The sequence below is a fragment of the Streptomyces sp. NPDC007205 genome (assembly GCF_040634095.1).
Classification (GTDB): Bacteria; Actinomycetota; Actinomycetes; order Streptomycetales; family Streptomycetaceae; genus Streptomyces.
On sequence record NZ_JBEYEW010000011.1, the window covers coordinates 117955 to 143194 of the forward strand.

The 25240-nt window shown below is 72.2% G+C and carries 24 protein-coding genes, 1 other RNA gene and 3 pseudogenes; 14 read left to right on the plus strand and 14 right to left on the minus strand.

Translation table 11 applies throughout. The features are described 5' to 3' along the window. The first annotated feature begins 130 nt into the window (after positions 1-130). On the plus strand, positions 131-532 hold the full coding sequence (locus tag ABZ624_RS20210) for a hypothetical protein (protein WP_360090377.1): 402 nt from the start codon (positions 131-133) through the stop codon (positions 530-532). Positions 533-646: 114 nt separating this feature from the next. Here the strand turns inward: ABZ624_RS20210 and rnpB are convergent. The 4 genes and pseudogenes from rnpB to ABZ624_RS20230 form a co-directional block, all read right to left on the minus strand. Then, positions 647-1048: RNase P RNA component class A (rnpB, locus tag ABZ624_RS20215), an RNA gene on the minus strand. Positions 1049-1163: 115 nt separating this feature from the next. Then, positions 1164-1943, minus strand: a pseudogene (locus ABZ624_RS20220) (DMT family transporter); the annotation flags it as partial. A gap of 22 nt (positions 1944-1965) precedes the next feature. Then, entirely contained in the window at positions 1966-2814 is an 849-nt protein-coding gene (locus tag ABZ624_RS20225; protein WP_360090380.1) for an AraC family transcriptional regulator, read from the minus strand. 95 nt (positions 2815-2909) lie between these two features. After that, positions 2910-3527, minus strand: coding sequence for a TetR/AcrR family transcriptional regulator (locus tag ABZ624_RS20230; protein WP_360090383.1), 618 nt, complete (start codon positions 3525-3527; stop codon positions 2910-2912). Positions 3528-3574: 47 nt separating this feature from the next. Between ABZ624_RS20230 and ABZ624_RS20235 the strand changes: the two genes are divergently transcribed. From ABZ624_RS20235 to eda, 6 genes and pseudogenes are all read left to right on the plus strand, one after another. After that, the gene (locus tag ABZ624_RS20235; RefSeq protein WP_360090386.1) at positions 3575-5122 is read left to right on the plus strand and encodes an FAD-dependent monooxygenase; all 1548 of its coding nucleotides are present in this window, start codon (positions 3575-3577) and stop codon (positions 5120-5122) included. Between the two features lie 33 nt (positions 5123-5155). Next, positions 5156-5729 (plus strand): annotated as a pseudogene (locus tag ABZ624_RS20240) (MerR family transcriptional regulator). Continuing rightward, the gene (locus tag ABZ624_RS20245; RefSeq protein WP_360090389.1) at positions 5726-5893 is read left to right on the plus strand and encodes a hypothetical protein; all 168 of its coding nucleotides are present in this window, start codon (positions 5726-5728) and stop codon (positions 5891-5893) included. The pseudogene ABZ624_RS20240 and the gene ABZ624_RS20245 overlap by 4 nt, the downstream one beginning before the upstream one ends. Next, entirely contained in the window at positions 5890-6300 is a 411-nt protein-coding gene (locus tag ABZ624_RS20250; protein WP_360090392.1) for a hypothetical protein, read from the plus strand. The genes ABZ624_RS20245 and ABZ624_RS20250 overlap by 4 nt, the downstream gene beginning before the upstream one ends. Positions 6301-6375: 75 nt before the next feature. Continuing rightward, complete coding sequence (yaaA, locus tag ABZ624_RS20255) at positions 6376-7158, plus strand: peroxide stress protein YaaA (RefSeq protein WP_360090395.1); 783 nt, start codon at positions 6376-6378, stop codon at positions 7156-7158. Between the two features lie 78 nt (positions 7159-7236). Then, positions 7237-7908: a bifunctional 4-hydroxy-2-oxoglutarate aldolase/2-dehydro-3-deoxy-phosphogluconate aldolase gene (eda, locus tag ABZ624_RS20260; protein ID WP_360090398.1), complete on the plus strand. Its 672-nt coding sequence runs from the start codon at positions 7237-7239 to the stop codon at positions 7906-7908. On the opposite strand, the gene ABZ624_RS20265 is transcribed toward eda, so the two are convergent. Genes ABZ624_RS20265 through ABZ624_RS20275 form a run of 3 tightly spaced genes read right to left on the minus strand, consistent with a single transcriptional unit; the run spans position 7880 to position 10683 of the window. Further along, positions 7880-9064 carry a bifunctional RNase H/acid phosphatase gene (locus ABZ624_RS20265; RefSeq protein WP_360090401.1) on the minus strand — a complete coding sequence of 395 codons (1185 nt, stop codon included), beginning with the start codon at positions 9062-9064 and terminating at the stop codon, positions 7880-7882. The two genes, eda and ABZ624_RS20265, sit on opposite strands and share 29 nt — an antisense overlap. Before the next feature lie 22 nt (positions 9065-9086). Then, on the minus strand, positions 9087-9830 hold the full coding sequence (locus tag ABZ624_RS20270; RefSeq protein WP_360090734.1) for a C4-type zinc ribbon domain-containing protein: 744 nt from the start codon (positions 9828-9830) through the stop codon (positions 9087-9089). 13 nt (positions 9831-9843) lie between these two features. Beyond that, positions 9844-10683 (minus strand): Nif3-like dinuclear metal center hexameric protein, encoded by an 840-nt coding sequence (locus ABZ624_RS20275; RefSeq protein WP_360090404.1) that lies wholly within the window; start codon positions 10681-10683, stop codon positions 9844-9846. A gap of 188 nt (positions 10684-10871) precedes the next feature. On the opposite strand from ABZ624_RS20275, the gene ABZ624_RS20280 reads away from it, so the two are divergent. Together ABZ624_RS20280 and ABZ624_RS20285 are read left to right on the plus strand one after the other, a co-directional pair. After that, positions 10872-12134: a hypothetical protein gene (locus ABZ624_RS20280; protein ID WP_360090407.1), complete on the plus strand. Its 1263-nt coding sequence runs from the start codon at positions 10872-10874 to the stop codon at positions 12132-12134. A 96-nt stretch (positions 12135-12230) separates the two neighbouring features. After that, positions 12231-12389 carry a hypothetical protein gene (locus tag ABZ624_RS20285; RefSeq protein ID WP_360090410.1) on the plus strand — a complete coding sequence of 53 codons (159 nt, stop codon included), beginning with the start codon at positions 12231-12233 and terminating at the stop codon, positions 12387-12389. A gap of 48 nt (positions 12390-12437) precedes the next feature. Here ABZ624_RS20285 and ABZ624_RS20290 read toward each other — a convergent pair whose 3' ends face one another. From ABZ624_RS20290 to ABZ624_RS20300, 3 genes are read right to left on the minus strand one after another with little or no spacing between them, the layout of a single operon-like run. Continuing rightward, positions 12438-13376, minus strand: coding sequence for a 3-oxoacyl-ACP reductase (locus tag ABZ624_RS20290; protein WP_360090413.1), 939 nt, complete (start codon positions 13374-13376; stop codon positions 12438-12440). Positions 13377-13391: 15 nt separating this feature from the next. Continuing rightward, on the minus strand, positions 13392-14477 hold the full coding sequence (locus ABZ624_RS20295; protein ID WP_360090416.1) for a Zn-dependent alcohol dehydrogenase: 1086 nt from the start codon (positions 14475-14477) through the stop codon (positions 13392-13394). Between the two features lie 25 nt (positions 14478-14502). Continuing rightward, the gene (locus tag ABZ624_RS20300; protein WP_360090419.1) at positions 14503-15396 is read right to left on the minus strand and encodes a MaoC/PaaZ C-terminal domain-containing protein; all 894 of its coding nucleotides are present in this window, start codon (positions 15394-15396) and stop codon (positions 14503-14505) included. A gap of 287 nt (positions 15397-15683) precedes the next feature. On the opposite strand from ABZ624_RS20300, the pseudogene ABZ624_RS20305 reads away from it, so the two are divergent. Both ABZ624_RS20305 and ABZ624_RS20310 read left to right on the plus strand, forming a co-directional pair. Beyond that, a pseudogene (locus ABZ624_RS20305) lies at positions 15684-15869 on the plus strand (ABC transporter permease); the annotation flags it as partial. Positions 15870-15887: 18 nt separating this feature from the next. Next, positions 15888-17162, plus strand: coding sequence for a sensor histidine kinase (locus tag ABZ624_RS20310; protein ID WP_360090422.1), 1275 nt, complete (start codon positions 15888-15890; stop codon positions 17160-17162). On the opposite strand, the gene ABZ624_RS20315 is transcribed toward ABZ624_RS20310, so the two are convergent. Further along, positions 17140-18702 (minus strand): alpha-L-arabinofuranosidase B, encoded by a 1563-nt coding sequence (locus ABZ624_RS20315; protein WP_360090425.1) that lies wholly within the window; start codon positions 18700-18702, stop codon positions 17140-17142. The genes ABZ624_RS20310 and ABZ624_RS20315 overlap by 23 nt on opposite strands. 285 nt (positions 18703-18987) lie before the next feature. Between ABZ624_RS20315 and ABZ624_RS20320 the strand changes: the two genes are divergently transcribed. Then, positions 18988-19629 (plus strand): response regulator transcription factor, encoded by a 642-nt coding sequence (locus tag ABZ624_RS20320; protein WP_360090428.1) that lies wholly within the window; start codon positions 18988-18990, stop codon positions 19627-19629. A 34-nt stretch (positions 19630-19663) separates the two neighbouring features. Here ABZ624_RS20320 and ABZ624_RS20325 read toward each other — a convergent pair whose 3' ends face one another. Genes ABZ624_RS20325 through ABZ624_RS20335 form a run of 3 tightly spaced genes read right to left on the minus strand, consistent with a single transcriptional unit; the run spans position 19664 to position 22526 of the window. Further along, positions 19664-20494: a hypothetical protein gene (locus ABZ624_RS20325; protein ID WP_360090431.1), complete on the minus strand. Its 831-nt coding sequence runs from the start codon at positions 20492-20494 to the stop codon at positions 19664-19666. After that, the gene (locus ABZ624_RS20330; RefSeq protein WP_360090434.1) at positions 20495-21034 is read right to left on the minus strand and encodes a SigE family RNA polymerase sigma factor; all 540 of its coding nucleotides are present in this window, start codon (positions 21032-21034) and stop codon (positions 20495-20497) included. Between the two features lie 52 nt (positions 21035-21086). After that, a complete protein-coding gene (locus ABZ624_RS20335) occupies positions 21087-22526 on the minus strand; it encodes an MFS transporter (protein ID WP_360090437.1) in 1440 nt (479 codons plus the stop codon). Between the two features lie 204 nt (positions 22527-22730). Between ABZ624_RS20335 and ABZ624_RS20340 the strand changes: the two genes are divergently transcribed. Together ABZ624_RS20340 and ABZ624_RS20345 are read left to right on the plus strand one after the other, a co-directional pair. Beyond that, entirely contained in the window at positions 22731-24482 is a 1752-nt protein-coding gene (locus tag ABZ624_RS20340) for an MFS transporter (RefSeq protein ID WP_360090440.1), read from the plus strand. A 102-nt stretch (positions 24483-24584) separates the two neighbouring features. Continuing rightward, positions 24585-25238: a class I SAM-dependent methyltransferase gene (locus tag ABZ624_RS20345; protein ID WP_360090443.1), complete on the plus strand. Its 654-nt coding sequence runs from the start codon at positions 24585-24587 to the stop codon at positions 25236-25238. Positions 25239-25240: the final 2 nt, after the last annotated feature.

Consider the following 25240-nt stretch of genomic DNA (forward strand, 5'->3'; position numbering starts at 1 on the left):
GCGATGCCCGCTATGCGCTGGCAGCTCTGGAAGCCTTGGTCGGCCTCGCCCGAAGTTCTCCGGTACCGCCGGCCGCTTGGATCTGCGGTGGCGGAAGGCCAGGGGCGCCTATCTGCGAGATGCACTCGCCGTGCAAGACGAGTCCCCTTTGGCGGCCCGGGAGGTTCGAAACGGTAGCGAGCACTTTGATGAGCGCCTGGACGAATGGATCGTCCACCTTCCCCGCCCAACGCTTGAGGATCTGCAGGATAGCGCCATAACGGAGTTGCTGGACCTGAAGCTCATGGCTGAGGAGCTTCGCCGCATTCTGGCCAGAATCGAGACGCTTGAGCCTTCTGTCGCCGCGTTGTCGAATCCCGAGCTGGCGGCAACATTGGTCAGCCTTCCGCCTGTCCCAGTCATCCCGTTCGACGCTCCGGCCCAAAAGCCTGGCGGTGTCGAAGCGTGGCTGGACGAGCAGAGGCGGACCGATTCGCCACCGCCGGATCGCCACCCGGAACCGGAGAGACATAGGAGTAGCTGCAAAGAGTGAGCACGCCGCTCACTCCGCCACGGAACGCCCCGGCCAGGCAAGCACCTGCCGTGGCGCCCATACAGGGAGAAGGGCCTCTGACTGGTGTTTCTACTGGTCAGAAGCCCTGAGCGGCAGACGAGTCGGGCTGTACGCCGGGTTCTGTTCCCCGGTGTCCTCGCGGGCGCCGGGGCGACGGCCATCCATCTAGGGCCGGTGTTGCCACCGGCCTCGTGCGGTCTACCCGCGGACTCGGGCGGGCAGCCCTCGAACGTCCGCGCAGAGACACCGGAGTGTCTCCTTTTGACCTTGCTCCGGGTGGGGTTTACCTAGCTGCCCAGGTCACCCTGGGCACTGGTGGTCTCTTACACCACCGTTTCACCCTTACCGAGGACGAGATCCCCGGCGGTCTGCTTTCTGTGGCACTGTCCCGCGGGTCACCCCGGGTGGCCGTTAGCCACCACCCTGCCCTGTGGAGCCCGGACGTTCCTCGGGAAGCCCCCTAGGGGGACTCCACGCGGCCGTCCGCCCGGCTCGTCTGCCGTGTCGACCATGGTACCGGGCGCCGGGACCGGCGCGAGCCGGCGGCCGTGGCCAGGACCGAGCCGGCCAGGATGAGGGCGAAGGCCGCCAGGACCGTGGGGGTCAGCGGCTCGTTCAGGAAGACCGCACCCGCCGCCACCGCGACCGCCGGGTTGACGTACGTGATCACCGTGGCGCGGGTGGGACCCGCCTCCTTGATCAGTTCCAGGAACGCCACGAACGCCACCGCCGTGCAGAGCACGCCCAGGCCGGCCAGGGCCGCCAAGGCGGTGGAGGAGGGGACGGACGACGGCCGCGCCACGAACGCCACCGGGGCGTAGACCACGGCCGCCAGGGTCAGACAGGCCGCCGTCAGGTGCAGGGACGGGACCTCCTTCAGCCGGCGCGCGGCTATCAGCGGGGCGGTGGCGTAGCCCAGGACCGTCAGCAGCACCTCGGCCAGGGAGCGGGCGTCGCCACCGGTGAGGTGGGGAAGGGTCAGGACCGTCACCCCGGCCAGGCCCAGGGCGAGGCCCGTGATGCGGCGGGCTCCGAGGCGCTCGGTGTCGCCCAGCAGCCGGGCGGCGATCACGCCCACGATCGGCACGCCCGCGATCAGCAGCCCGGCCGTCGAGCTGGACAGGTGCCGTTCGGCGTCGGTGAGCGTGAACCAGGGAACGATGATCTCCAGACATGCGAAGGCCAGCAGGGGCCGCCAGTGGGCGCGTACGGTCCGGGACAGGCCGCCCTGGCGCAGGGCGAAGGGCAGCAGCAGGAGCGCGCCGAGCGCACAGCGGGTGAACACCACCACCGGCGGGGACACCTCGTCCACCGCCACCTTGATCATCAGATAGGGGATGCCCCAGATCACTCCCATGAGGGAGAACAGGAACCAGCCACGTGCAGTCATGCGGTGAGTTTCGGCCGTGTCCTCACCGGGTGTCTTGAACGCTGTTGCGAGGCGCCGCCGAGGTGACGCTGGTGCGGTACGCCGCCGGCGTCACCCCGAGCACCCGGCGGAACCACCGGGTCATGTGCGCCTGGTCGGCGAAGCCCACCAGGCCCGCCACCTCTGCCGGGCGCAGACCGGCCTCCAGCAGGCCCCGCGCCCTGCTCACCCGGTACTGGGCGAGCCAGGCGTACGGGGGCACGCCCATCGTCGTACGGAAGGCCCGCAGCAGCTGGTAGCGGGACAGGCCCAGGTCGGCGGCGAGGCAGGACAGCGCCGGGGGTGCCGTGAGCTCGTCGGCCAGGCGGTCGCGGACCGTCAGGGCGATCGTCCGCGCGCCGGGGACCAGGTCGCGTCCCGGTCTGGCGGTGGAGTGGCGGCGGGCCAGCGCGGTCAGCAGCCAGGGCAGGACCGACTCGGCCTCCAGGGGGTCGGGGCAGGAGCTGAGTTCGGTGTGGGCGCGGCGGAACGCGGCGGCGAGTCCGGGGTCGTCGAGGAGCGGCTCGCGGAAGTACGGCAGGCCGCCGAGGATGCCGTCGGTCAGCAGCGCCGGCTCGGCGTACAGGGCGCGGTAGGCGTAGCCGTCGGTGGCGTTGGCGGGGCCGCCGGTGTGCATCTCGCCGGGGTCGAGGACGACGATGGTGCCCGGTCCGGTGCGGATGTGGCCGCCCCGGTAGTCGATCACCTCGCAGCCGCCGACGCAGACGCCGACCGTGTACTCCTCGTGGGCGTGCGGGGCGTAGGTGTGCCTGCGGAAGTTCGCCGTCAGGAGGTCGAGCGGAGGCCCGCCGTGGCCCAGCCGGGCCCGCGTCCACAGCGCCTGTTCCGTCATCGGGCACCCCCTTGCCTGTCATGCGCTCATGGGTGCAACGCCGCCAGGCCCCGCTTCCATGCCGCGTCCGGGTCGGCGTCGGCCGTCAAGGTCCGTCAAGGCGCGTCAAGGCCCGTCCGTTCGAGCGCGGTGAAGGCGGTCTCCAGGGCCGTCCGGTGGTCCCGGGCCACCTCCTCCAGCGCATCGCCCGTCATCAGCCGGCGCACGGAGGCGGCGAAGACCGTCCGGTAGGCCGCCACGACCAGGGCCGCCAGCAGGTCCGGTCCGGGCGCGCCGCTCTCGGCGAGGGCGGCGGCCAGCGCCCGTTCCGCCTCCTCGACCCCCTCGCGGGCGCGGGCGCGCAGCGCCGGCGAGTCGACGACGACCCGCCAGAAGGGGGCGAAGGTCTCCCCCACGCCGCCGAGCGGGTGCCGCTCGGCGAGCAGGCGCAGCGCGAGGCCGCGCAGGGCGGTGAGCGGGGACTCGCCGGGTGCGCGGTCGCGGACCGCTCCGGCCAGGAGTTCGACGGCCTGCGGGATGCGGTCGAGGAACAGGTCCTCCTTGCGCGGGAAGTAGTTGAAGACCGTCATCGCGGAGACGCCCGCCGCCCGCGCCACCTCCGTGACCGTCACCGCGTCGAAGCCGCGCTCGGCGAACAGGCCCGTCGCGATGTCCGAGATCCGCTGCCGCGTCTCCCGCTTCTTGCGCTCCCTCAGCGAAGGTTCCTCGTCCATGCGAAAAGTATAGCCACCAAAAATTTTTAGTGACTATAGTCAGGGCCATGACGACGATGACCGAGTACGACGTGGTGGTGGCGGGCGCCGGGCCCGTGGGGCTCTTCCTCGGCTGTGAGCTGGGGCTCGGCGGGGCGCGGGTGCTGGTCGTGGAGCGGCTGACCGAGGTGGACGAGACGATCAAGGCGGGCGCGGTCAACGTCCCGAGCGCGGTTTCCTTCTACCGGCGGGGGCTGTTGCCCGAGCTGTCGGCGGTGTGGGAGGCGGCGCAAGAACGGATGCGCGCCTTCCGGGAGAGCGGCAGGCTCGGGGACTGGGGCAAGCTCCCGCCCAAGTTCGCCGGGCACTTCGCCGGGATCACCATGGACCCCGATCTGTTCGACGGCTCCGACCCTGCCTGGGCGGACGCCGGCCCCGCCGGCGGCATGGGGCTCGGCGTGCCCCAGGCCGAGCTGGAGCGGATCCTGGGCCGGCGGGCCGCACAGCTCGGGGTGGAGGTGCGCCGGGGCGTGGAGCTCACCGGCTTCGACGCCGGCGAGCAGGGGGTCGCCGTACACACCGGCGAGGGGACGATCCGCGCCGGCTGGCTGGTCGGCTGCGACGGCGGCCGCAGCACCGTCCGCAAGCTCGCCGGGTTCGACTTCCCGGGGACCGACCCGGAGATCACCGGCTATCAGGCGGTCGTGGAGATGTCCGGTGGCGAGCGGCTGGGCACGGGCTGGAACACCACCGAAGTGGGGACGTACGTCCACGGGCCGTTCCCCGGGCGCATTCTCAGCGTGGAGTTCGACGGGCCCCCGGCCGACCGCTCGGCGCCCATCACCGCCGAGGAACTGCAGGCCAGCCTGCGCCGGGTCGCGGGCGTTCCCGAGGCCACCATCGACAAGGTGATCACCGCCACCCGGTTCACCGACAACGCCCGCCAGGCCACCGACTACCGCAAGGGCCGGGTGCTGCTCGCGGGCGACGCAGCGCATGTGCACTCGCCGTTCGGCGGGCAGGGGCTCAACCTCGGCATCGGGGACGCGATGAACCTCGGCTGGAAGCTGGCCGCCGTCATACGCGGCACGGCACCCGAGTCGCTGCTGGACAGCTACACCGCCGAGCGGCACCCGATCGGCGCCTGGGTGCTCGACTGGACCCGCGCGCAGATCGCGGTGATGCGCCCCGACCGGCACGCCCGCGCCCTGCGCCGGGTGGTCACCGACCTGGCGCTGACCACCGCCGGCACGACGTACCTCGTCACGAAGATCTCCGGCATCTGGCAGCGCTACGACCTGCCCGGCGACCACCCGCTGACCGGCGCCAGCGCGCCCGACCTGGTGCTGGCCGACGGCTCCCGGCTCGGTGACCATCTGCACACCGGGCGGGCCCTGCTGCTCGACCTCGCCGACGACGCCGGACTGCGCGCCCGTGCCGAGGGGTACGGCGACCGGCTGGAGGTCCGTACGCTCGCCTGCCCGGACCGGCCCGAACTCAAGGCGCTGTTCCTGCGGCCGGACGGGTTCGTGGCCTGGGCCGCCGAGGACGAGGGCGGCAAGGGCCTGCCGGAGTCCCTGGAACGCTGGCTCGGCATGCCGTACGTCACCGCTTGACCCGGTCGCGACGTCAACGTCTGTACTGCTCCCATGCGGACCGGAGAACTCGCCGCCGCCGTCGGCGTCACGACGCGCACGGTGCGGCACTACCACCACCTGGGCCTGCGGAGCGCTGCCACTGTGCCGCAGGCGACGTCGGCCCCATAGCTCCGTTGGCCGGGCCGGGCCACTGGGGGCTACGCCCCCAGACCCCGCGGTCCCCCACCCACCCGAGTTCGGCTCGTTGGCCGGCGATGGCTCCCCGACGGCCGCCAGGGACCGCGAGATCCTCGCCCTGATCGACACCGGGGCGGCGCCCGAGGAGCGGGGGCGGCTGCTGAGCGCGCTGCGCGGCGTTCTGGACGATCCGGACGCCCTGGCGCGGACCCGCGAGGTGTACGCGCTGCTCGACGCGCTCGCGGACGCCGAACCGGGCGACCCGCGCGTGGCGGAGGCCGCGCGGACCCTGGCCGGCTGCATGCCCCCGGGACTGCTGCCGGCCGGCCCGGTCGACTCCGGCCATGCCGTCCTGCGCGCCCTGTACGCCGACTTCGCGCCCGCCTCGCCCGCCCAGGCCGAGGTGATCCGTCGTGCGCTCAATGTCCTTGCGGAGGAGGCGAGATGAGGATGCTGAAGGCACTGGGACGGCTGGCGGGGCACGACTTGCGGCTGTACACCAGCCTGGCGCTGCGGCTGGCCCGACGCACTCGGGGGACCGCCGGCGGGCGGGGTTTCGGGTACATGCGCGGGCAGGGCGCCACGGGTGGGGGCTGGCCCTCGTGTGCGTGATCGAGACGATCGGCGTGTCCTCGATGCTGCGCGACATGCCCACCGCGCACGACATCCTGCTCGTGCTGGACATCTACACCGTGCTGCTCGTCGTCGGCCTGCACGCGGCCTGCGCGGTCCGCCCGCACGTGCTGACCGGGGAGGCGCTGCGGGTGCGGTACGGGGTCCATGTGGACCTGCGGATTCCACTGGGCGCGATCAGGGCCGTACACCGCGAGACGCAGATGACGCACCGGCCGGCGGCCGACGTGCTGGACCTCGCGATCGGTTCCCAGACGTCGGTGCGGCTGGAGCTGGCGGAGCCCGTCACCCATCGGTCGCTCCTCGGCCGGCCCCGGCGGGTGCACACGGTGCGCCTGCACGCCGACGACCCCGGCACCCTCGTCCAGGCGCTCACGCGGGCCTGAACAGGGCCTTCGCCGCACGCGGGACCCCGGGGGCACGCCGTACGCTGTCGCGGAGGTCTACGTGAGGAGTATGTGTTGCTGGTCCTGCTGCCGCCCTCGGAAGGCAAGGCGAACGCGGGTGAGGGTGCCCCGCTGGAGCTTCGGTCGCTGTCGCTGCCGGGGCTGAGCCCCGCACGGGAAGCCGTGCTCGGCGAGCTGGTCGAGCTGTGCTCCGGCGCCGAGGAGAAGGCACGCGAGGTGCTCGGGCTGAGCGAGGGGCTGCGCGGCGAGGTCGCGAAGAACGCCGGGCTGCGCACGGCCGGCGCCCGCCCCGCCGGGGAGATCTACACCGGCGTGCTGTACGACGCCCTCGGCCTGGCCACGCTGGACGCGGCGGCGCAGCAGCGCGCGGCGGACTCGCTGCTGGTGTTCTCCGGGCTGTGGGGCGCGGTGCGGGTCACGGACCGCATCCCCTCCTACCGCTGCTCCATGGGCGTGAAGCTGCCGGGGCTCGGTGCGCTGGCCGCGCACTGGCGGACGCCGATGGCCGAGGTGCTGCCGGCAGCGGCCGGGGACGGGCTGGTGCTGGACCTGCGCTCCTCCGCCTATGCGGCGGCCTGGAAGCCGAAGGGCGAGGTCGCGGGGCGGACGGCGACCGTGCGGGTGCTGCACGCGCCGACCCGGAAGGTGGTCAGCCACTTCAACAAGGCGACCAAGGGCCGGATGGTACGGAGCCTGCTGACGGCCGGGGCCGCGCCGAAGGACCCCGCCGAGCTGGTCGAGGTGCTGCGGGAGCTGGGGTACGAGGTGGAGGCCGAGGCACCGGGGAAGGCCGGGAAGCCGTGGTCGCTGGATGTGCTGGTGGCAGAGGTCCACTAAGGGCATCACCCATGCCCCGGCGTTGCAGCATGTGCAACGTTCTTTGCGCATGCTGCATGTACTCGACACGATGAGGGCATGACCTCACCGCTGCCCTCCTCTTCGGCCGCCTCGGTACTGGATCTCGCGGCCGTCGTGCCCGTGGTGGCCGTCTCCGACGCCTCCGACGCGGTGCCGCTGGCGCGGGCACTGGTGGCGGGCGGGCTGCCCGCGATCGAGGTGACGCTCAGGACTCCGGCGGCGCTGGAGGCGATCCGCGCGATCACCGGTGCGGTGCCCGAGGCGGTCGTGGGAGCGGGCACGGTGATCAGCCCGGAGCAGGTGACCGAGTGCGTGGCGGCCGGGGCGCGGTTCCTGGTCAGCCCCGGGTGGACGGACGCGCTGCTGACGGCGATGCGGGCGTCCGGGGTGCCGTTCCTGCCCGGCGTCTCGACCACCTCGGAGGTGGTGGCGCTGCTGGAGCGCGGGGTGCGGGAGATGAAGTTCTTTCCGGCGCAGGCGGCGGGCGGCACGGCCTATCTGAGGTCCCTGGCCGGTCCGCTGCCGCAGGCCCGCTTCTGCCCGACCGGCGGGATCGGCCCGGCGACCGCGCCGGAGTATCTGTCACTGCCCAACGTCGGCTGTGTGGGCGGGAGCTGGATGGTCCCGGCGGACGCGGTGGCCGCCGGGGACTGGGCCCGGATCGAGGAGCTGGCGCGGGGCGCGGCGCGGCTCGCCGGGCTCAGGGACGCAGGTGGGACGTGTCGTTGAACAGCCGTACGCTCGCGTTGCCGTCCGCGTAGTACGCCACCGCCGACAGGGAGGCGGCGGACAGTTCCATGCGGAACATCGACTCGGGCGGGGCGCCGAGGGCGAGCCGGACGAGGGTCTTGATCGGGGTGACGTGGCTGACCAGCAGGACCGTGCGGCCCGCGTGGGCTGCGACCAGCTTGTCGCGGGTCGCGGCGATCCGGGTGGCCGTCTCGGCGAAACTCTCGCCGCCGCCGGTGGGGTGGGCCTCCGGGTCGGCGAGCCAGGCGTTCAGGTCGTCCGGGTAGCGCTCGCGGACCTCGCCGAAGGTGAGGCCCTCCCAGGCGCCGAAGTCCGTTTCCCGCAGGCCGTCTTCGATCGTCACCTCAAGGCCCAGGCGGGCGGCGACGGCGGCGGCGGTCTCGCGGGTGCGGGCGAGGGGGGAGGCCAGGACGGCCTGGACGGTGCCGCGTCTGGCGAGTGCCTCTGCGACTCGGTGGGCCTGTTCGCGGCCGGCGGCGGAGAGGGAGGGGTTGGTGCCGCCGCTGCCGGAGAAGCGTTTCTGGGGGGTGAGGGGGGTTTCGCCGTGCCGGAGGAGAACGAAGGTGGCCGGAGCCCCGAGGTCGGGGGCGCTGCTCCAGCCGGGCGTTGAGCGGCGCTCCTCGTCGGGGGTGTCAGACCCCTGCTCGCTGAGTGGTGCCGCTGCGGCAGCGGCAGCACTGCCCGCGGTCAGGTCGGCCTTGGACTCCGACGGAGTCCACTGTCCGCCCCTCGTCCCCGCGTCCATCGCCTCGTTGGCCAGGCGGTCGGCGTGTTTGTTCTGCGCGCGGGGGATCCACTCGTAGGTGACCTGGTCCGGCGGGAAGACCGACCGTGCCTCGGTCGCCAGGGGCTTCATGTCGGGGTGCTTGATCTTCCAGCGGCCCGACATCTGCTCGATGACCAGCTTGGAGTCCATGCGGACGTGGACCCGGGCCGACGGGTCGAGGGCGTGGGCGGCGCGCAGGCCGGCCACCAGCCCCCGGTACTCGGCCACGTTGTTCGTCGCGACGCCGAGGTACTCCGCGGCCTCCGTCAGGGTCTCCCCCGTCGCCGCGTCCCGCACGACCGCGCCGTAGCCCGCGGGCCCCGGGTTGCCCCGCGACCCGCCGTCCGCCTCGACGATGAACTCCCGCACCCCGAAAGCCCCTTACCGACTCTTACAGACCCGACTCGGCCGTACGCACCAGAATGCGGCGGCAGTTCTCGCACCGCACCACCGTGTCCGGCGCCGCCGCGCGGATGTCGCTCAGCTCGGTGATCGCCAGCTCCTGGCGGCAGCCCTGGCAGGTGCGGGCGTACAGCTTGGCCGCGCCGATGCCGCCCTGCTGCGCGCGCAGCTTGTCGTAGAGCTTGAGGAGGTCGGCGGGGACGGCGGCCGCCACGACCTCGCGCTCCTTGGTCACCGAGGCGGCCTCGCCGTCGATCTGCTCGAAGGCCGCGTCCCGGCGGGCGGTCGCGTCGTCGATCTTCGACTGGACGGAGGCGACGCGCTCGGTCAGCTCGTTCACCCGCTCCTGCGCGGCCTCACGGCGCTCCATGACCTCCAGGACCACGTCCTCCAGGTCGCCCTGCCGCTTGGCGAGGGAGGCGATCTCGTGCTGCAGGTTGGCCAGGTCCTTCGGCGAGCTGACCGCGCCGGAGTCCAGGCGCTGCTGGTCGCGGGCGGCGCGCTGGCGCACCTGGTCCACGTCCTGCTCGGCCTTGGTCTGCTCGCGGGCGGTGTCGCTCTCCTCGGTCTGCGCGGCGACGAGCAGGTCCCGCAGCTGGGTGAGGTCCTTGTTCAGCGAGTCGATCTCGGCGTGCTCGGGCAGCGACCTCCGCTTGTGCGCCAGTTGCTGCAGGCGGACGTCGAGGTCCTGGACGTCGAGGAGTCGGATCTGGTCGGCGGGCGCGGCGTTCAGTTGGGGGCTCCCATTAGCTAGTGGTGACGGTGGACGCCGCGTGGGCGGTCCAGGGGTCGGTGACCGTCTTGGAGACATGGACCCGGAGGTCCCAGCCGTGGCGGTCGGAGATCTCGTCGAGCTGGGCTGCGGCCAGCTCGCACCAGGGCCACTCGGTGGCCCAGTGCGCCGCGTCGAGCAGCGCGAGGGGGCTTTGGGCCACCGCCTCGGAGGCGGGGTGGTGGCGCAGGTCGGCGGTGAGGAAGGCGTCGACGCCGGCCGCGCGGACCTGGTCGAAGAGGCTGTCGCCGGAGCCGCCGCTGACGGCGACCGTGCGGACGACGGCGTCGGGGTCGCCGGCCACCCGGATGCCCTGCGCGGTGGCGGGCAGCCGTTCGGCGGCGCGCGCGGCCAGCTCACGGACGGTCAGCGGGTGGTCGAGTTCGCAGACGCGGCCCAGGCCCCGGCAGCCCTGCGGGTCGGTGGGGTCCGGCACGAGGGGTCGTACGACCCTCAGGTCGAGCGCGCCGGCGAGGGCGTCCGAGACTCCCGGGTCGGCGGTGTCGGCGTTGGTGTGGGCGACGTGCAGGGCGATGTCGTTCTTGATGAGGGTGTGCACGACACGGCCCTTGAAGTGGGTCGCGGCGACCGTGGTCGTCCCGCGCAGGTACAGCGGGTGGTGGGTGACCAGCAGGTCGGCGCCGAGCTTCACCGCCTCGTCGACGATCTCCTGCACGGGGTCGACGGCGAAGAGTACCCGGGTGACCTCCTGGCCGGGGTCGCCCACGACCGTGCCGACCGCGTCCCAGGACTCGGCCCGCTCGGCGGGCCACAGGCTCTCCAGCGCGGCGATGACTTCAGACAGACGGGGCACGAGGGAAAGGCTACCTGGCTGGTCTGCGGGCCGTACCGCATGCGCCGGGTCTGACCCCGCTCAGCACATAAGCACCGGTTTCCTCAGGTGAATCGCTTCTTCGCCACCCTTATGTGTGAAACGGCTGTCGGCCGGTCCCCCGCCTGTGCGTGCGAAAACTAGCTTCGTTCGCCGGAGGTGACCGAACGATGACGGCCTGTGCGATCGAACCCCCGTCGACCGGTGCGGAGGGCGGCGGGGCGGGGTGCGCCATCACGGCGGACGGCGCGTACGCGGCGCGGCTCGCGCGGGACGGCGAGTCGTGGTTCCCGGAGCGCTGGACGCTGGACGGCCCGGAGCCGTACGCGGTGCCGCTGCCCGGCAACCAGCCGGAGGAGCCCGGCACCGAGGTGCAGCCGCTGTCCGACGGCCGGGTGCTGATCCACCGGCTGGTCGAGCACCGGCACGCCTTCTCGCTGCTGTACCCGACCGGCCCCGGCACCGGTGAGCTGCCGCTGGGCGCGGTGGAGTGCCCCGTGCCCGGCACCCGGCTCACCCTGCTGCCGCCGGCGCCGGGGGGTGCACGGGCGTACGCCCTCGCCGTCGGCCCGCGCTCCAGCGTGGTGTGGCGGGTGGCGGGCGGCGCCTTCGGGCCCGAGCGGCTCGCCGAGGTGCCGGGGCGCTGCTCGGGCGGGGTCTGGCTGGACCGCGCCGGACGGATGCTGGCGCTGGACCGGGAGCTGGGCGGACCGGTCAAGACGGTCGTGGTGGACCTGGAGCGCGCCGAGGTGTCACCGCTGCTGCAGATCGCGGCCACGAGCCATGACCGGCTGCTGCTCGCGGACCCCGACAGCGGGCTGCTGCTCATCTCCTCCGACGCCCCCTCGCCGGGGGAGGAGCGATTGGGCTGGGGCGTGCTCGGCAGCATGCTGCCGGTCCGCTTCCCGGAGAGTCTGCGCATGCCGGACTGCGTGGTGACGCCGTTCGCGATCCAGCCCGGGCAGGTGCTGATGCCGGAGAACTGCGCGGTGGCGCTGCGCGTGGCCGGACCGGTCGGCAGCTGGGTGAGCCTCTGGCGGCCGGCCGGCCGGCAGGTGAGTCATCTCCCGGCGCCCGAGGGCTGGCTGGCCGGGGCCGGGGTGTGGACACGGGACGGGGTGCTGCGGCTGCCGTACGCCACGCGGGAGACACCGTGCGGCGTGGCGGAGCTGACGGCACCCAGGGGGGAGGCGGGAGGGCCGGCTGCCGTGGGGAGCGGTGTCGCCGGGCCTTCGGGGGGAACCAGGGGGTCGGGGGGCGCGGGCCTGGAGGGTCCGGTCCGGGACGGCACGGCGGCCGGGGCGCCCGAGGCGTCGCGGCCACCGGCGGAACCGGACCCTCCGGAGCCTGCGCACCTCCGGGCCCCGAAGCCGGTGGTGGCACGGCCGGTGCCGTTGCAGCAGGCGCCCCTGGGACGTCTTGTAACGAAATAGTGGCGGTTGGCGTGTGCGCCTGGATTGGGCCGGTGGTGTGTTGGTTACACTCGCCCGGCTGTACGAAAGATCATGTTGACGGGGTGAATACGTCCGATGAGCGACACCAGCACGAAGGAGCATCTGTCCACCGACTCCCAGGAGGCTGCCGGCCACGGCAGGCACCGGGGCCCGGTCTCGGCCCAGGAGAGCGAGACGGCTCCGCACGGCAGGCACCGGAGGCCGGCCGCGGAGACCGCGGAGACGGCTGCCTGACGGTAGCAGGGAGAGGGGGTGCCCGACGGGCACCCCCTCTTCGCGTTCTCAGCCCCGCTTGAGTCCCAGCACCTCAGCCGCCGCGAAGGTCTCCCCCGGCGGCCGGTCCGCGTAGTGCGGGGTGAGCAGCGCGTCGAGTTCGTCGTACGTGAACGTCTCCTGTTTGCTGTCGAACTTCGCCTGGATCCGCGGCCGTTCGACGACCGCGACCATGCCGCCGTGGACGACGAGCAGCTGGCCGTTGACCCGGGCGGCGGCGGGCGAGGCAAGGTAGCCGACGAGCGGGGCGACATGCTCGGGGGCCAGCGGGTCGAGGCCGGTCCCGGGCTCGGCGAAGCCCGCGAAGACGTCCTCGGTCATCCGGGTCCGGGCGCGCGGGCAGATCGCGTTGGCCGTGACGCCGTACCGGGCGAGGGCGAGGGCGGTGGAGGTGGTCAGGCCGACGATTCCGCCTTTGGCAGCCGCGTAGTTGGGCTGTCCCGCCGATCCGGCGAGGAACGCCTCGGAGGAGGTGTTCACGATCCGCCCGTACACCGGCCCACCAGCCGCCTTGGACCGCTCCCGCCAGTGCGCGGCGGCGAAGTGGGTGGTGTTGAAGTGTCCCTTGAGGTGGACACGGATCACCGAGTCCCACTCGTCCTCGGTCATGGAGAACACCATGCGGTCGCGCAGGATGCCCGCGTTGTTGACGAGGATGTCGAGCTTGCCGTACGCGGTGATCGCCGACTCGACCAGTTCTCGGGACTGCTGGAAGTCGGCGACGTCCCCGGTGTGCGCGAGGGCCCGGCCGCCTGCCGCCCGTATGTCGGCGGCGACCTCCTCCGCGGGGCCCGCCGATGCCTCGCCGGACCCGTCCCGTCCGGGCTGCCCGTAGTCGTTGACGACGACGGCGGCGCCGAGCCGGGCGAGTTCCAGGGCCTCGGCCCGGCCGAGTCCGCGTCCGGCGCCGGTGACGACGGCGGACAGTCCGTCAAGTGGCAGTGACATGCGCGGAGTCCGTCCTCAGATCTCGATGCACGTACGCAGGGCCGTCCCGGTACGCATCTGGTCCAGTGCCTCGTTGATCCCGGCCAGCGGCACCCGGTGGGTGATCATTCCGGCGAGATCGACGCGGCCCGCCCGCCACAGGGCGATCGTGCGCTCGTAGGAGCGCAGCACGTCCCCGCCGCCGTACATGGACGGCAGGATCCGCTTCTCGTCGAAGAACAGCTCGAACATGTTGAGCTGCAGGAAGTCGTCCATGGCGCCGGCGCCGACCACGACCAGGGTGCCGCCGCGCCGGGTGTTCTCGTACGCCGTCCGCGCGGTGGCGGACCTGCCGACGACCTCGAAGACGTAGTCGAAGCCCTCGCCGCCGGTGACCTGCTGCTTGGCGTCGGCCAGCTGCTCCGGGGAGACCGCCTTCGTGGCACCGAACCTGAGCGCCGACTCGCGCCGGGAGGCGACCGGGTCGACGGCGACGATCTCGGCGGCGCCCTTCAGCCGCGCCCCCTGTACGGCGGAGATGCCGACACCCCCGCAGCCGATGACGGCGACCGACGAACCGGCCTCCACATCGGCCGTGTTGAGGGCGGCGCCGAGTCCGGTGGTCACCCCGCAGCCGATCAGCGCGGCGATGTCGAAGGGCACGTCCTCGGGGATCGGCACCGCGCAGCCGGCGTCGACCACGACCTCCTCGGCGAAGGTGCCGGTGCCGGCGAAGCCGAATACGTCTGAAGCGCTGCGGCCGGAGCGCCTGAAGTTCGGGGTGCCCGCGTTCATGAACCCGGCCAGGCACAGCTCGGTCTGCCCGCGCCCGCAGGCCGGACACGCACCGCAGGCGGGCAGCCAGCACAGGACGACCCGGTCGCCCGGCTTCAGCCCCCGCACCCCCTCCCCCACTTCGAGGATCTCGCCCGCGCCCTCGTGGCCGGGCACGAACGGCGCGGGCTGCGGCAGCACCCCGTTCATCGCGGACAGGTCCGAGTGGCACAGCCCGGTGGCCCGCATCCGGACCCGGACCCTGCCGGGGCCGAAGCCCACCGCCTCGACGTCGTCGAGGACCTCCAGCTTTTCCTGGCCGATCTCGTGCAGTACGGCTGCGCGCATGGTGCGGCTCCCCTCGGTACGGGTTTCAGGAGTGCTCTACGACGGTGTCGGCGAGGACCGGCGCGTCGCCCCTCCCCCACGCTCGGCCTCCCTCGCGCGGCGGGACCCCCCGCACGGCGCTCACGGCCACCCGCACCCGGCCCTCCTCGCGCCACATGCGGATGCGCAGGGTCTCTCCCGGATACACGACCCCGGCGAACCGGGTGGTGTACGACCGCACCCGGCTCACATCACCGCCGAGCAGCGTGTCGACGACCGCCTTGAGCGTGATGCCGTAGGTGCACAGCCCGTGCAGGATCGGCTTGTCGAAGCCGGCGCGCCGGGCGAACTCGGGGTCGGCGTGCAGCGGGTTCCAGTCGCCGGAGAGGCGGTAGAGGAGGGCCTGGTCCTCACGGACGAAGCGTTCGACGGTCTCGTCGGGTTCCCCGGCGGGAGGTTCGAGGCGTGTGGAGGGGCCTCGGTCGCCGCCCCATCCGCCCTCTCCCCGCACGAAGATCTGGGCGTCGTTGGTCCACAGCGGTCCGTCGGCGTCGGCGACCTCGGTGCGCAGGACCAGGATCGCGGCCTTGCCCTTGTCGTAGACGGCGGCGAGCCGGTGGGTCGCGGTCGCCGTGCCCTCGGCCGGGATGGGGCGGTGGATCTCCAGCGTCTGTCCGCCGTGCAGCACCTTGGCGAGCTCGACCTCCACACCGGGCATGGACAGCCCGCTGATCACCCCGGGTGCGCCGGAGCCCGCGACGGTGGCGAAGCTCGGCAGGACGTGCAGCCGGGACTCCAGGGTGTAGCGCAGCTCGTCGGGGTCGGTGGCGGGGATGCCGGCGCCGATGCCGAGGTGGTAGAGCTGGACGTCCTTGGTGGTCCAGGCGATCTCACCGGTCCGGGGTTCGGCCGCGAGGGCTTTCGCTGCGTCGATGGGCATACGGCTCCTGACACTGGCGGTTCGCTGGGCTGGTGGTTCAAGACCCCGGTGCGGACGTCCGCACCGTCGGCCGCACCGAGGTCGCTACGGGCCGATCTAGAACGCGTTCCAGTCCGGCGCCCTCTGTATAGCCCAGCGCTCCTGAGTTGGGAAGACTCCTGACACTGTGTCAGGTACGGTCCGGCAGTGACATTTGTACTGCCGGAGTCGGTACAGCCGCATCTGCCGGAGGCGGGCCCGGATTCCTAACGTCGTAGGCATGACACAACGGGGATACGCCTCCACCGGTGTGGCGAACCTGGCTGCGCGCCCTGTCGGTGTACACCCCCACGCACCGGTTCGCCCAGCTGGGCACCGCGGTAGCGCAGGGGCACGCACCGGGCGCCGGTGCCATCATCGTGCTGACGGCCTGGCTGATTCTGTTCGGTTCGTACGCTGTGCTGTCGTACCGCCGTCGGGCGGGGACCATCTGACCGGGGGGAAACAGAGATATGACGTGGGTACGGGGAATCCGGTGCCAGATACAGGCCCTGCGGGCCGAGCGGCGCCGGTGGAAGGCCGAGCACGATCACTTCGTGGCCGCTCAACGGGCCGCCCGTAAGCAGTGCAGGGCGGCGGACGTCGACCATCCGGGCCCGCCGCCCACCGGCTTCACCCTGCTGCCGTGGCTGCTGATGGGGATGGGATCCTTCTCCAACCTCCTCCAGGGCAAGACCCCGAACCCGTGGGTCGGCGGTCTGGGCCTGCTGGCCTTCAACTCCCTCTACATCTACGTCACCTTCCGGTCCTTCCGACGGGAGAAGCGCGAGGCGGTCTCCACCCGGGTGGCGCTGCTCCTCATGGGCCTGGTGACCACGGGTCTGGCGCTCGGCTACGGGGGCAGCTGGCTGTTTTTCTTCCCGTTGCTCGGCCTCGCCGTGGGCGCCGCCCTGCGCGGGCCGTGGCTGGGCCGCACCGGCCTGCTGCTGACGGTGTACGCGGCCTGTGTCTCCGCCGTCCGGGGCGGCTGGGGGGACGCGACCAACATCGGCTACGCGACCTTTCTCTCCAGCATGGTGACCGCCGCGATCCTCGGCCTGTCCGAGGCCGTTCGGGAACTGCGCGCCGCCCGCGAGGAGCTGGCCCGGCGCGCGGTGGAGAAGGAGCGGCTGCGCTTCTCGCGGGATCTGCATGACCTGCTCGGGCACACCCTGTCGGTGATCGTGGTGAAGTCGGAGGCGGCCCGGCGGCTGGCTCCGCGCGACATGGAGGCGGCGCTGGGCCAGATCACGGACATCGAGTCGGTGGGCCGGCAGGCGCTCACCGAGATCCGCGAGGCGGTGACCGGCTACCGCGAGGGCAGCCTCGCCACCGAGCTCACCCGGGCCCGTTCGGCGCTGTCCGCGGCGAGCGTGGAGCCGGTGGTGCGCCAGTCCGGTGTGCCGCTCGAACCGCAGACGGAGGCGCTGCTGAGCTGGGTGGTGCGCGAGGCGGTCACCAATGTGGTCCGGCACAGCGACGCGGGCCACTGTGAGATCACCGTCGAGAGCGGCACCGAGCAGGCCCGGCTCTCCGTGACCGACGACGGCAGCGGCAGGCCCGTGCGCCGGCCCGAGCAGGGCATCGGCGGCACGGGGCTGACGGGGCTGACCGAGCGCCTCGCGGCGGCGGGCGGCTCGCTCACGGCCGGCCCGTCGCCGCGCGGCGGTTTCACGGTGACCGCCGAACTGCCGGTGGCGTCGGCGGAGTTCGCGGACGCTGCGGCTACGGCGCCCAGGGCGAGCTGACCGCCCAGCTGACGTCGTCGGTCCAGGACGTGCTGCTGTCGAAGTCGCTGGAGCCGCCGTCACTCGCTATGTAGAGGTTGTAGGCGTAGTGGCGCAGGTATCTCGTCGGGTAGTTGTACGAGGCGAACGAGGTGCCGGTGCCGCTCTTGCCGGTCTGCGGGCAGAAGGTGGCGTCGGCCCGGAACTGGGCGGTGCCGTCCATGGGCTGCCGGTAGAGCTTGTAGTTGTAGTGGCGCAGGTAGTCGCCGGGGTAGTTCCGCGACTCGAAGGAGACGCAGGAGCTGCTCGCGAGCCCCCGGCGCACGATCCAGGTCGCGTCGTTCTTGTCCAGGCCGGAGCTGCTCGGCGTGATCGGGGAGAGGACACCGGCGTCGTCCTGGTGGCGGACGTAGTCGCTGGTGCAGCAGGAGGTGGTGGCGCGCAGGGAGATCTCCGAGCCGGGCTTCAGGGTGCCGGTGCTGCCGGTCGCGCCGCCGTAGCCGGCGGAGACGATGTCGGCCTGGACGGCGTTGTCGGCGGCGTCGGTCGGGATGCCGGAGGTCATGACGCCCTCGAAGAAGGAGCCGATGGAGCCGTTGCTGTTGTCACCGCCGGTGCCGAGGACGATCGCGCCCTCCTGGTGCATCGGCGTGTATCCGCTCGTGGTCGGCTCACCTCCGGAATAGGTGGTCGTAAGCCCACCGGACTGGGCATTTCCGTATTTCAGCGCGAAATGGTTCTGCCCGTTGTTCTTGAGCAGCGCGGTCACGAAAGGCAGCGGTCCGGTGCCGGTGTCGGAGGTGTTCTTGCTGTAGCCGGCGTCGGACTGGAACAGCCCGTTCTCCAGGTCGGCCTGCACCCAGGGGCCCTGTCCGTAGCAGGGCGAGAACCAGCACTCGGTGCCGAAGTTGATGGCGTCCATGTGGCCGTTGCCGGTGTCCTTGTTGTTGGTCTCGGCGTTGCCGTAGTCGAAGCAGCAGCGGTTGTTGACGTGGGTGCCGGACGTCACCATGTACATCCCCTCGGCCTGTCCGTTCACGGCGACGCCCGAGGTGGAGTCGTTCCGGTAGCCCATGCCGGCGGAGATCTCCAGGCCGTAGACCTGATGGCCGCCGACGGTCACCGGAAGCGCGTCGGCGGGCGCCCCGACATCGGCCGCGCCGGCGCCGCCCGCGCCCTCGACGGTGAGGTCGTTGTGCCGGGCGGACTGGTCGTAGATCTCGGTGATGATGCAGGTCGTGCCGGAACAGAAGGAGTCCTGGGCGGCCGCGTCGGCGTAGCCGCCGGCGGACAGCACCCCGATGTCGGTCCTGGCCCCGTCCGAGGCGCGCCGCACCTGGTAGAGCGGGCCGTTGTACGACCCGTACAGCGCCCGGACCAGGCTGTGCGCGGCGACGCAGGGGGTGCCCGCGGAGGCGTAGATGTCACAGGGCAGCGAACCGGCCGCGGCGGCCTGGGGCGCACCGGCGCCGAGGAGCAGTGCGGCGAGGGTCGCGCAGACCGCGAGGACGGACAGGGCGGCGCTTCTCAGCCGCCGGGGGCCGGTGTGGGGGGAACTCATGGGCACGGAGCACCTCGGATTCTCGGTCGATATTTCGGACAACGTTCGACCGAAATACCGAACCTATTCGACGGAGGAAATTACGCGGATTCCTGGAAATGCAGGGGCGATTGTTTGAGCACCCCGCAGAGACCGTCAACCCCCGCCGCAGGGGACCATGCCAAGTCTTTAATCGAGGGCGTCCGGGGCAGCACCCCGGCGACGGGCACGCGTCTCCCGGTCCGCGTAGTCGCCGGCGTGGCGGACGCGGCGGTGGGCCAGGGGGCACGGCCGTAATCTGAGCCCATGAACGAGATGCCCCGGGAGCACCGGACCGGCAAGTCCATTCGGGTGCTGCTCGCCGAGGATCAGGGCATGCTGCGTGGTGCACTCGCCCTGCTGCTCGGTATGGAGGAGGACATCGAGGTGGTGTCGCAGCTGGGCTCGGGAGACGGCATCGTCGACGCCGTGCTCACCCACCGGCCGGACGTGGCCCTGCTGGACATCGAACTGCCGGGCATCAGCGGGCTGGACGCGGCGGCCGAGCTGCGGGAGCAGGCGCCCGACTGCCGGGTGCTGATCCTCACCACCTTCGGCCGGCCCGGCTATCTGCGCCGGGCCATGGAGGCCGGGGCGGCCGGGTTCCTCGTCAAGGACGGGCCCGTGGAGGAACTGGCCGCGGCGATCCGGCGCGTGCTCACCGGGGAGACCGTCGTCGATCCGGCGCTGGCCGCCGCCGCGCTCAGCGCCGGACCGAGTCCGCTGACGGCCCGTGAGTGCGATGTGCTGAAGGCGTCGGTGGACGGGGCGACGGTCGCCGACATCGCCGGCACGCTGCATCTGTCCGAGTCCACCGTCCGCAACTACCTGTCCTCGGCGATCGGCAAGACGGGCACCCGCAACCGGGCGGAGGCGGTGCGGGAGGCCCGGCAACAGGGGTGGCTGTGACCGGACCGGCCGGGCCTCCCGCCGGCTCCGCCTGTCATCGCGTCACTGCAACGTCCTTGTACGCGGTGCCCTCCGGTGCGACGCACGCGAACCACTTCACCCCCGGATAGCCCGCGGCGGACACGAGCGCCGGGCGGGGCACGTCGTGCTCGTAACCGACCGGGCCGCTCTTCGCCCTGGTGGTCGTGCCGTCCTTCCAGGTGCAGGTCACCTCCCGGGCGGTCTCGGCGACCTTGCCGACCACCAGGTGGTCCCATGTGGCGCTCGTGTCGTCCAGGGGGTTGCTGGCCGACTCCAGGTCCTTGCCCGAGAGCCGCTCCAGCTTCTCCCCGGAGTCGTACATGATCGGCCGGAGGGGCTGGTCGCCGAACTTCCGGGTCACGAAGAACGACGTCTTGCCGATCAGGTCGGCGGGCTTGGCGACGGCGGCCGTCAGATACAGCTCCTCCATGGCGACGTACTGCCGCTCCGCCTCGGCCCCGTTCTGCGGCGCTCCCCAGACCTGGACGTCGACGTACCAGGTCGTGCCCTTGTACCGGCCGCGCGACAGCTGGGTCTGCTGCGGCTCGTACACATGCCGTGCCGCGGGCGAGGTCGGTTCGGCCGCCATGTTTCCCCGCCGGTCCCCGTGACCGCCGCCCGGCAGGCCCGTCACCGCCAGCGTCGCTCCCGTCGACCCCGCCAGCACCACGGCCGTGGCCGTCGCCACCGCCCAGCGGCGGGCTCTGCGGCGCCGACCGCCGCGGATGACCTCCTGGACAGGGGCTATGCCGATCTCGACCTCGTCCGCGGCGTCCGCGAGCAGGAGGGCGATGTCCGTCTGCGTCATGTCGGTCATCTGGTGGTTCTCCCGGTCCGCGCTCATCTACTTCCGCCCTCCGTGCGTCACCGTCTCGGCCAGTCCCGGTATGGCCCGGAGTTTCGCGATGCCCTTGGCCGCGTTGCTCTTCACCGTGCCGACCGAGCAGCCCATCGCCTCCGCCGCCTGGGTCTCCGTCAGGTCCTCCCAGTAGCGCAGGACCACCGCCTCCCGCTGCCGCACGGGCAGTTGGGCGAGCGCCTTGAGCAGCGCACCGCGGTCGTCGGCCTGCGCGATCCGGTCCCCCGTGTCGGCCACCTCGTGCACCAGGCCCGAGTCGTCCTTCGGGGCCAGGAACTCCTTGAGCCTTCTTCTGTGTTTGCGCGCATGCAGGTTGAGCATCACGCGCCGTACATACGCCTCCGGATCATCGGCCGCGCCGACCTTGCGCCAGGCGACATAGACCCGCTCCAGCGTGGACTGGACCAGGTCCTCCGCGGCGTGCTGCTCCCCCGTGAGGAGAAATGCCGTACGCATCAGGCGCGGCCAGCGGCCGGCCACGAAGCTCTGGAACTCCTCGTTCCGAGCGTTCTTCCCGTCCCCCATGGGCACCTCCCTAGATGCCAGAAAGAGTCCATGGGACGCCCGGACCGTTGCCTCACCGGGAGGAAGTCGTGGAAATTCTCCGCGGCAACCACAGCAGCATCAGCACCGCCCCGCCCAGCAGCACCGCCGTACTGGCCCGGAAGGCCAGCGCGTAGCCGTCCGTCAGCGCCTCGGGGCCATGGCCGCTGCCCGTGCCCGCCGCGGCGACGGTCGACATCACGGCGAGTCCGAGCGAACCGCCCATCGTGCGCGAGGTGTTGACCAGCCCCGACACCACCCCGGCCTCGCCCGGCGCCGCACCCGACGTGGCGAGGGAGGCGAGCGGCGTCCCCGCCAGCCCCGCGCCGAACATCATCAGGATCCCCGGGATCATGATCCCGGTGACGTACGCCCCGTGCGCGCTCATCGTCGACTGCCAGCCGAAGCCCGTCGCGGCCACCAGCGTGCCCAGCGCCGCCACGGTCCGCGCGCCCGCCTCCCGCATCAGGCGCGGCGCCAGCTTGGAGCCGACGACCACGGACAGCGAGCTGGGCACGAGGGCGACCCCGGCCTCCAGCGGCGAGTAGCCGAGGACGTTCTGGGCGTAGAGCGTCATGAAGTACCACATGCAGAACATGGCCGACCCGGAGACGAACATCGCCGCGTTCGCCGCGGCGACCGAGCGCAGCCGCAGCAGTCCGAGCGGCATCAGCGGGGCCGCCGTACGCGCCTCGACCAGCAGGAACAGGCCGATCAGCAGCAGCCCGGCGAGCAGTGGCAGCAGCGTGGCGGCGGCCGTCCAGCCCTCCGCCTCCGTCTGCGAGATGCCGTAGGCCAGCGTCGCGAGGCCCGCCGTCACCAGCAGCGCGCCCGGCAGGTCCAGGCGCCGCCCGTCACCGGCCCGGCTCTCGGTGAGCCAGCGCACCGAGCCGGCCAGCACGAGCGCACCCACCGGCACGTTGATCAGCAGCACCCAGCGCCAGGACAGCAGGTCCACGAGCGCCCCGCCGACGAGCCCGCCCGCGGCCCCGCCCCCGGCGCCGACCGCGGTCCAGGTGGCGATCGCGCGGGCCCGCGCCGCCCCCTCCGGCACCGCGGAGGTCAGCAGGGTCAGCGTCGAGGGGGCCAGCACCGCCGCGCCCAGCCCCTGCGAAGCCCGCGCCAGCAGCAGCTGCCAGCCCTCCTGGGCGAGGCCGCCGCCCAGCGAGGCCAGCGTGAACAGGCCGAGGCCGACGAGGAACATGCGCTTGCGCCCGTACAGGTCGCCGGCCCGGCCGCCGAGCAGCATGAACCCGGCGAAGGCGATGGCGTACGCGTTCACCACCCATTGCAGGCCCGACGGGGTCAGGCCGAGGTCGCTGCGCATGGACGGCAGGGCGACGTTCACCACGGACACGTCCAGGACGACCAGGAACTGTCCGGCACAGGCGAGCGCCACCACCAGCCAGGTGGGCACGGTCGTACGGCGGGATATGACGGGTGTGGTGTCGGGGGCTTCCAGCATGGGTGTCATGCTCTCAACCCGGTTACGGTCCTTGCACCGGCATTTCGGACCACCGGCGTCTCCCACCGGCGTCTCCCGCCGACGCGCCACGGGTGACATCACGTCAGATCCCCATGAACTGGTCAAGGATTCATTAGAAGCCCGAAGCAACGGAATAGTTGCCTGTGCATACGAGGTTTACCCGGCACTTATGTACACGGGAGGCCTCACTCAATGACCCACACGACGACCGGCCAGCCGCCCCGGAGGGCGAACGGCGCCGTGGTCCCGGTGCTCGCCTTCGCGGGCATCGTCGTCGCGGTGATGCAGACCCTGCTCGTGCCGGTCATCAAGGACCTGCCGCAGCTGCTGGACACCGCCCCCTCCAACGCCACCTGGGTGCTGACCTCGACCCTGCTGTCCGGCGCCGTCGCCACCCCGATCATGGGCCGGCTCGGCGACCTCTACGGCAAGCGGCGGATGCTGATACTCAGCCTGGCCGTGATGGTGGTCGGCGCCCTGGTCAGCGCGCTCACCAGCCAGCTGCTCACCATGATCGTCGGTCGTGCCCTGCAGGGCTTCGCCATGGGCGCGATCCCCCTCGGCATCGGCCTGATGCGCGACATGCTGCCGCGCGAGAAGCTCCCCTCGGCCATGGCGCTGATGAGTTCCTCGATCGGCGTCGGCGGCGGCCTCGCGCTGCCCGCCGCGGCCCTGGTCGCGCAGCACACGAACTGGCACGCCCTGTTCTACGGCGCCGCCGGCCTCGGCGCGCTCGCCATCGTCCTCACCCTCCTCGTCGTCCCCGAGTCCCCGATGCGGGCGGAGGGCTCCTTCGACCTGCTCGGCGCGCTCGGCCTGTCCACCGGCCTGGTCCTGCTCCTGCTGCCGATCACCAAGGGCAGCGACTGGGGCTGGTCGTCCGGTACGACGCTCGGTCTGTTCGCCGCGTCGGTCGTGGTCCTCCTCCTGTGGGGCCTGTACGAACTGCGCATCCAGGCGCCCCTGGTCGACCTGCGCACCACCGCACGCCCGGCCGTCCTCTTCACCAACCTGGCGTCGATCATGGTCGGCGTGGCGTTCTACGTCGTCTCGCTGGTCCTGCCCCAGCTCCTCCAGCTGCCGAAGGCCACGGGCTACGGCCTCGGCCAGTCCATGGTCGTCGCCGGCCTGTGCGTGGCGCCGCTGGGCCTGACGATGATGTTCACGGCGCCGGTCTACGCCCGCCTGTCCGCCAAGTACGGCCCGAAGACCACCCTCATCATCGGCCTGCTGATCATCGCGATCGGCTACGGCGGCGGCCTCGGCCTGATGGACGCGGCCTGGCAGACGGTCGTCACGTCCGTGGTCCTCGGCGCCGGCATCGGCCTGGCCTACTCCTCGCTGCCCGCGCTGATCGTCGGCGCGGTGCCGGCCTCGGAGACCGGTGCGGCGAACGGCCTCAACACGTTGATGCGGTCCATCGGTACGTCGGTGTCCAGTGCCGTCATCGGCATGGTGCTGGCCAACACGGCGCACCACGTGGGCGGTATCGCGATCCCGACCATGCACGGCTTCCGGGTGTCCTTCCTGATCGCGACGGCCGCGGTGGCGGTGGGGCTGGTGCTGGCGCTGTTCCTGCCGAAGGCGGTCCGCCCGGCTCAGCAGCCTCAGCGGCCTCAGCTTCGGGCCAGCAGCGAGGAAGACGCTGTGCTGGAGCGGGTGGAAGAGGCGCTGCGGGGGTTCCGGGGGCGGGTTCTCGGTGCCGATGGCACGCCGGTCGCCCGGGCCAAGGTCACGCTGATCGACCGGCGGGGGCGGCAGGCCGGCGCCACGGTGTCCGCGGAGGACGGCAGTTACGCCCTTGCCGTGCCGGCTCAGGGGGCGTATGTGCTGGCCGCGAAGGCCTCCGGGCATGGGCCGCTCGCTTCTTCCGCGACGCATTCCGGGGACGAGCGGGCTGTCGATCTGGATCTTTCGTTGCCCGGGGAGGTCGTGAGCGCCTAGGGGGTCTGCGCCCGGGGCGCCATCCGCACCCCCGGTCACATGAGTGACCGGGGGTGCGGCAGCATGGGCGGCCGGAACAGTCGTACGACCGGAAGGCGCCCCATGACCGCCCCCTCCCCCAAGCCCGAGATCCTGGCCGCGTTCGAAGGGGCCAAGGGGTTCATGCCCGTGGCTGAGGGGCTGGCGCTGTATGCGGCTGCGGTGGAGGCCGGGGGGCTGGGGCTGCCGTTGCTGGAGGTCGGCACGTACTGCGGGCGGTCCACCGTGCTGCTCGCCGACGCGGCCCGTGCCGCCGGGGTCACGGCGCTGACCGTCGACCACCACCGGGGCAGCGAGGAGCAGCAGCCGGGCTGGGACTACCACGACCCGGAGACGGTCGACCCGGAGGTCGGGTTGATGGACACGCTGCCGGTCTTCCGCCGGACGCTGTTCAAGGCGGGTCTGGAGGACCACGTGGTCGCCGTCGTCGGGCGCTCCCCGCAGATCGCGGCGATCTGGAACTCCCCGCTCGGTTTCGTGTTCATCGACGGCGGCCATACGGACGAGCACGCCACCGCCGACTACGAGGGCTGGGCACCCCATGTGGCCGAGGGGGGCCTCCTCGTCATCCACGACGTGTTCCCGCACCCCGAGGACGAGTTCACCGGGCAGGCGCCGTACCGGGTGTATCTGCGGGCTCTGGAGTCGGGCGCGTTCACGGAGGTCTCGGTGACCGGCTCGCTGCGTGTCCTGCGTCGAACGCGCGCGGGGATCTGAGG

What these genes read in the sequence shown, in the direction of transcription:
- ABZ624_RS20225 (WP_360090380.1), bottom strand. Translation starts at nt 2,814, where the DNA reads ATGACGGAACAGGCGCTGTGGACGCGGGCCCGGCTGGGCCACGGCGGG.
- ABZ624_RS20230 (WP_360090383.1), bottom strand. Translation starts at nt 3,527, where the DNA reads ATGGACGAGGAACCTTCGCTGAGGGAGCGCAAGAAGCGGGAGACGCGG.
- ABZ624_RS20235 (WP_360090386.1), top strand. Translation starts at nt 3,575, where the DNA reads ATGACGACGATGACCGAGTACGACGTGGTGGTGGCGGGCGCCGGGCCC.
- ABZ624_RS20245 (WP_360090389.1), top strand. Translation starts at nt 5,726, where the DNA reads ATGAGGATGCTGAAGGCACTGGGACGGCTGGCGGGGCACGACTTGCGG.
- eda (WP_360090398.1), top strand. Translation starts at nt 7,237, where the DNA reads ATGACCTCACCGCTGCCCTCCTCTTCGGCCGCCTCGGTACTGGATCTC.
- ABZ624_RS20280 (WP_360090407.1), top strand. Translation starts at nt 10,872, where the DNA reads ATGACGGCCTGTGCGATCGAACCCCCGTCGACCGGTGCGGAGGGCGGC.
- ABZ624_RS20285 (WP_360090410.1), top strand. Translation starts at nt 12,231, where the DNA reads ATGAGCGACACCAGCACGAAGGAGCATCTGTCCACCGACTCCCAGGAG.
- ABZ624_RS20290 (WP_360090413.1), bottom strand. Translation starts at nt 13,376, where the DNA reads ATGTCACTGCCACTTGACGGACTGTCCGCCGTCGTCACCGGCGCCGGA.
- ABZ624_RS20295 (WP_360090416.1), bottom strand. Translation starts at nt 14,477, where the DNA reads ATGCGCGCAGCCGTACTGCACGAGATCGGCCAGGAAAAGCTGGAGGTC.
- ABZ624_RS20300 (WP_360090419.1), bottom strand. Translation starts at nt 15,396, where the DNA reads ATGCCCATCGACGCAGCGAAAGCCCTCGCGGCCGAACCCCGGACCGGT.
- ABZ624_RS20310 (WP_360090422.1), top strand. Translation starts at nt 15,888, where the DNA reads ATGACGTGGGTACGGGGAATCCGGTGCCAGATACAGGCCCTGCGGGCC.
- ABZ624_RS20315 (WP_360090425.1), bottom strand. Translation starts at nt 18,702, where the DNA reads ATGAGTTCCCCCCACACCGGCCCCCGGCGGCTGAGAAGCGCCGCCCTG.
- ABZ624_RS20320 (WP_360090428.1), top strand. Translation starts at nt 18,988, where the DNA reads ATGAACGAGATGCCCCGGGAGCACCGGACCGGCAAGTCCATTCGGGTG.
- ABZ624_RS20325 (WP_360090431.1), bottom strand. Translation starts at nt 20,494, where the DNA reads ATGAGCGCGGACCGGGAGAACCACCAGATGACCGACATGACGCAGACG.
- ABZ624_RS20330 (WP_360090434.1), bottom strand. Translation starts at nt 21,034, where the DNA reads ATGGGGGACGGGAAGAACGCTCGGAACGAGGAGTTCCAGAGCTTCGTG.
- ABZ624_RS20335 (WP_360090437.1), bottom strand. Translation starts at nt 22,526, where the DNA reads ATGACACCCATGCTGGAAGCCCCCGACACCACACCCGTCATATCCCGC.
- ABZ624_RS20340 (WP_360090440.1), top strand. Translation starts at nt 22,731, where the DNA reads ATGACCCACACGACGACCGGCCAGCCGCCCCGGAGGGCGAACGGCGCC.
- ABZ624_RS20345 (WP_360090443.1), top strand. Translation starts at nt 24,585, where the DNA reads ATGACCGCCCCCTCCCCCAAGCCCGAGATCCTGGCCGCGTTCGAAGGG.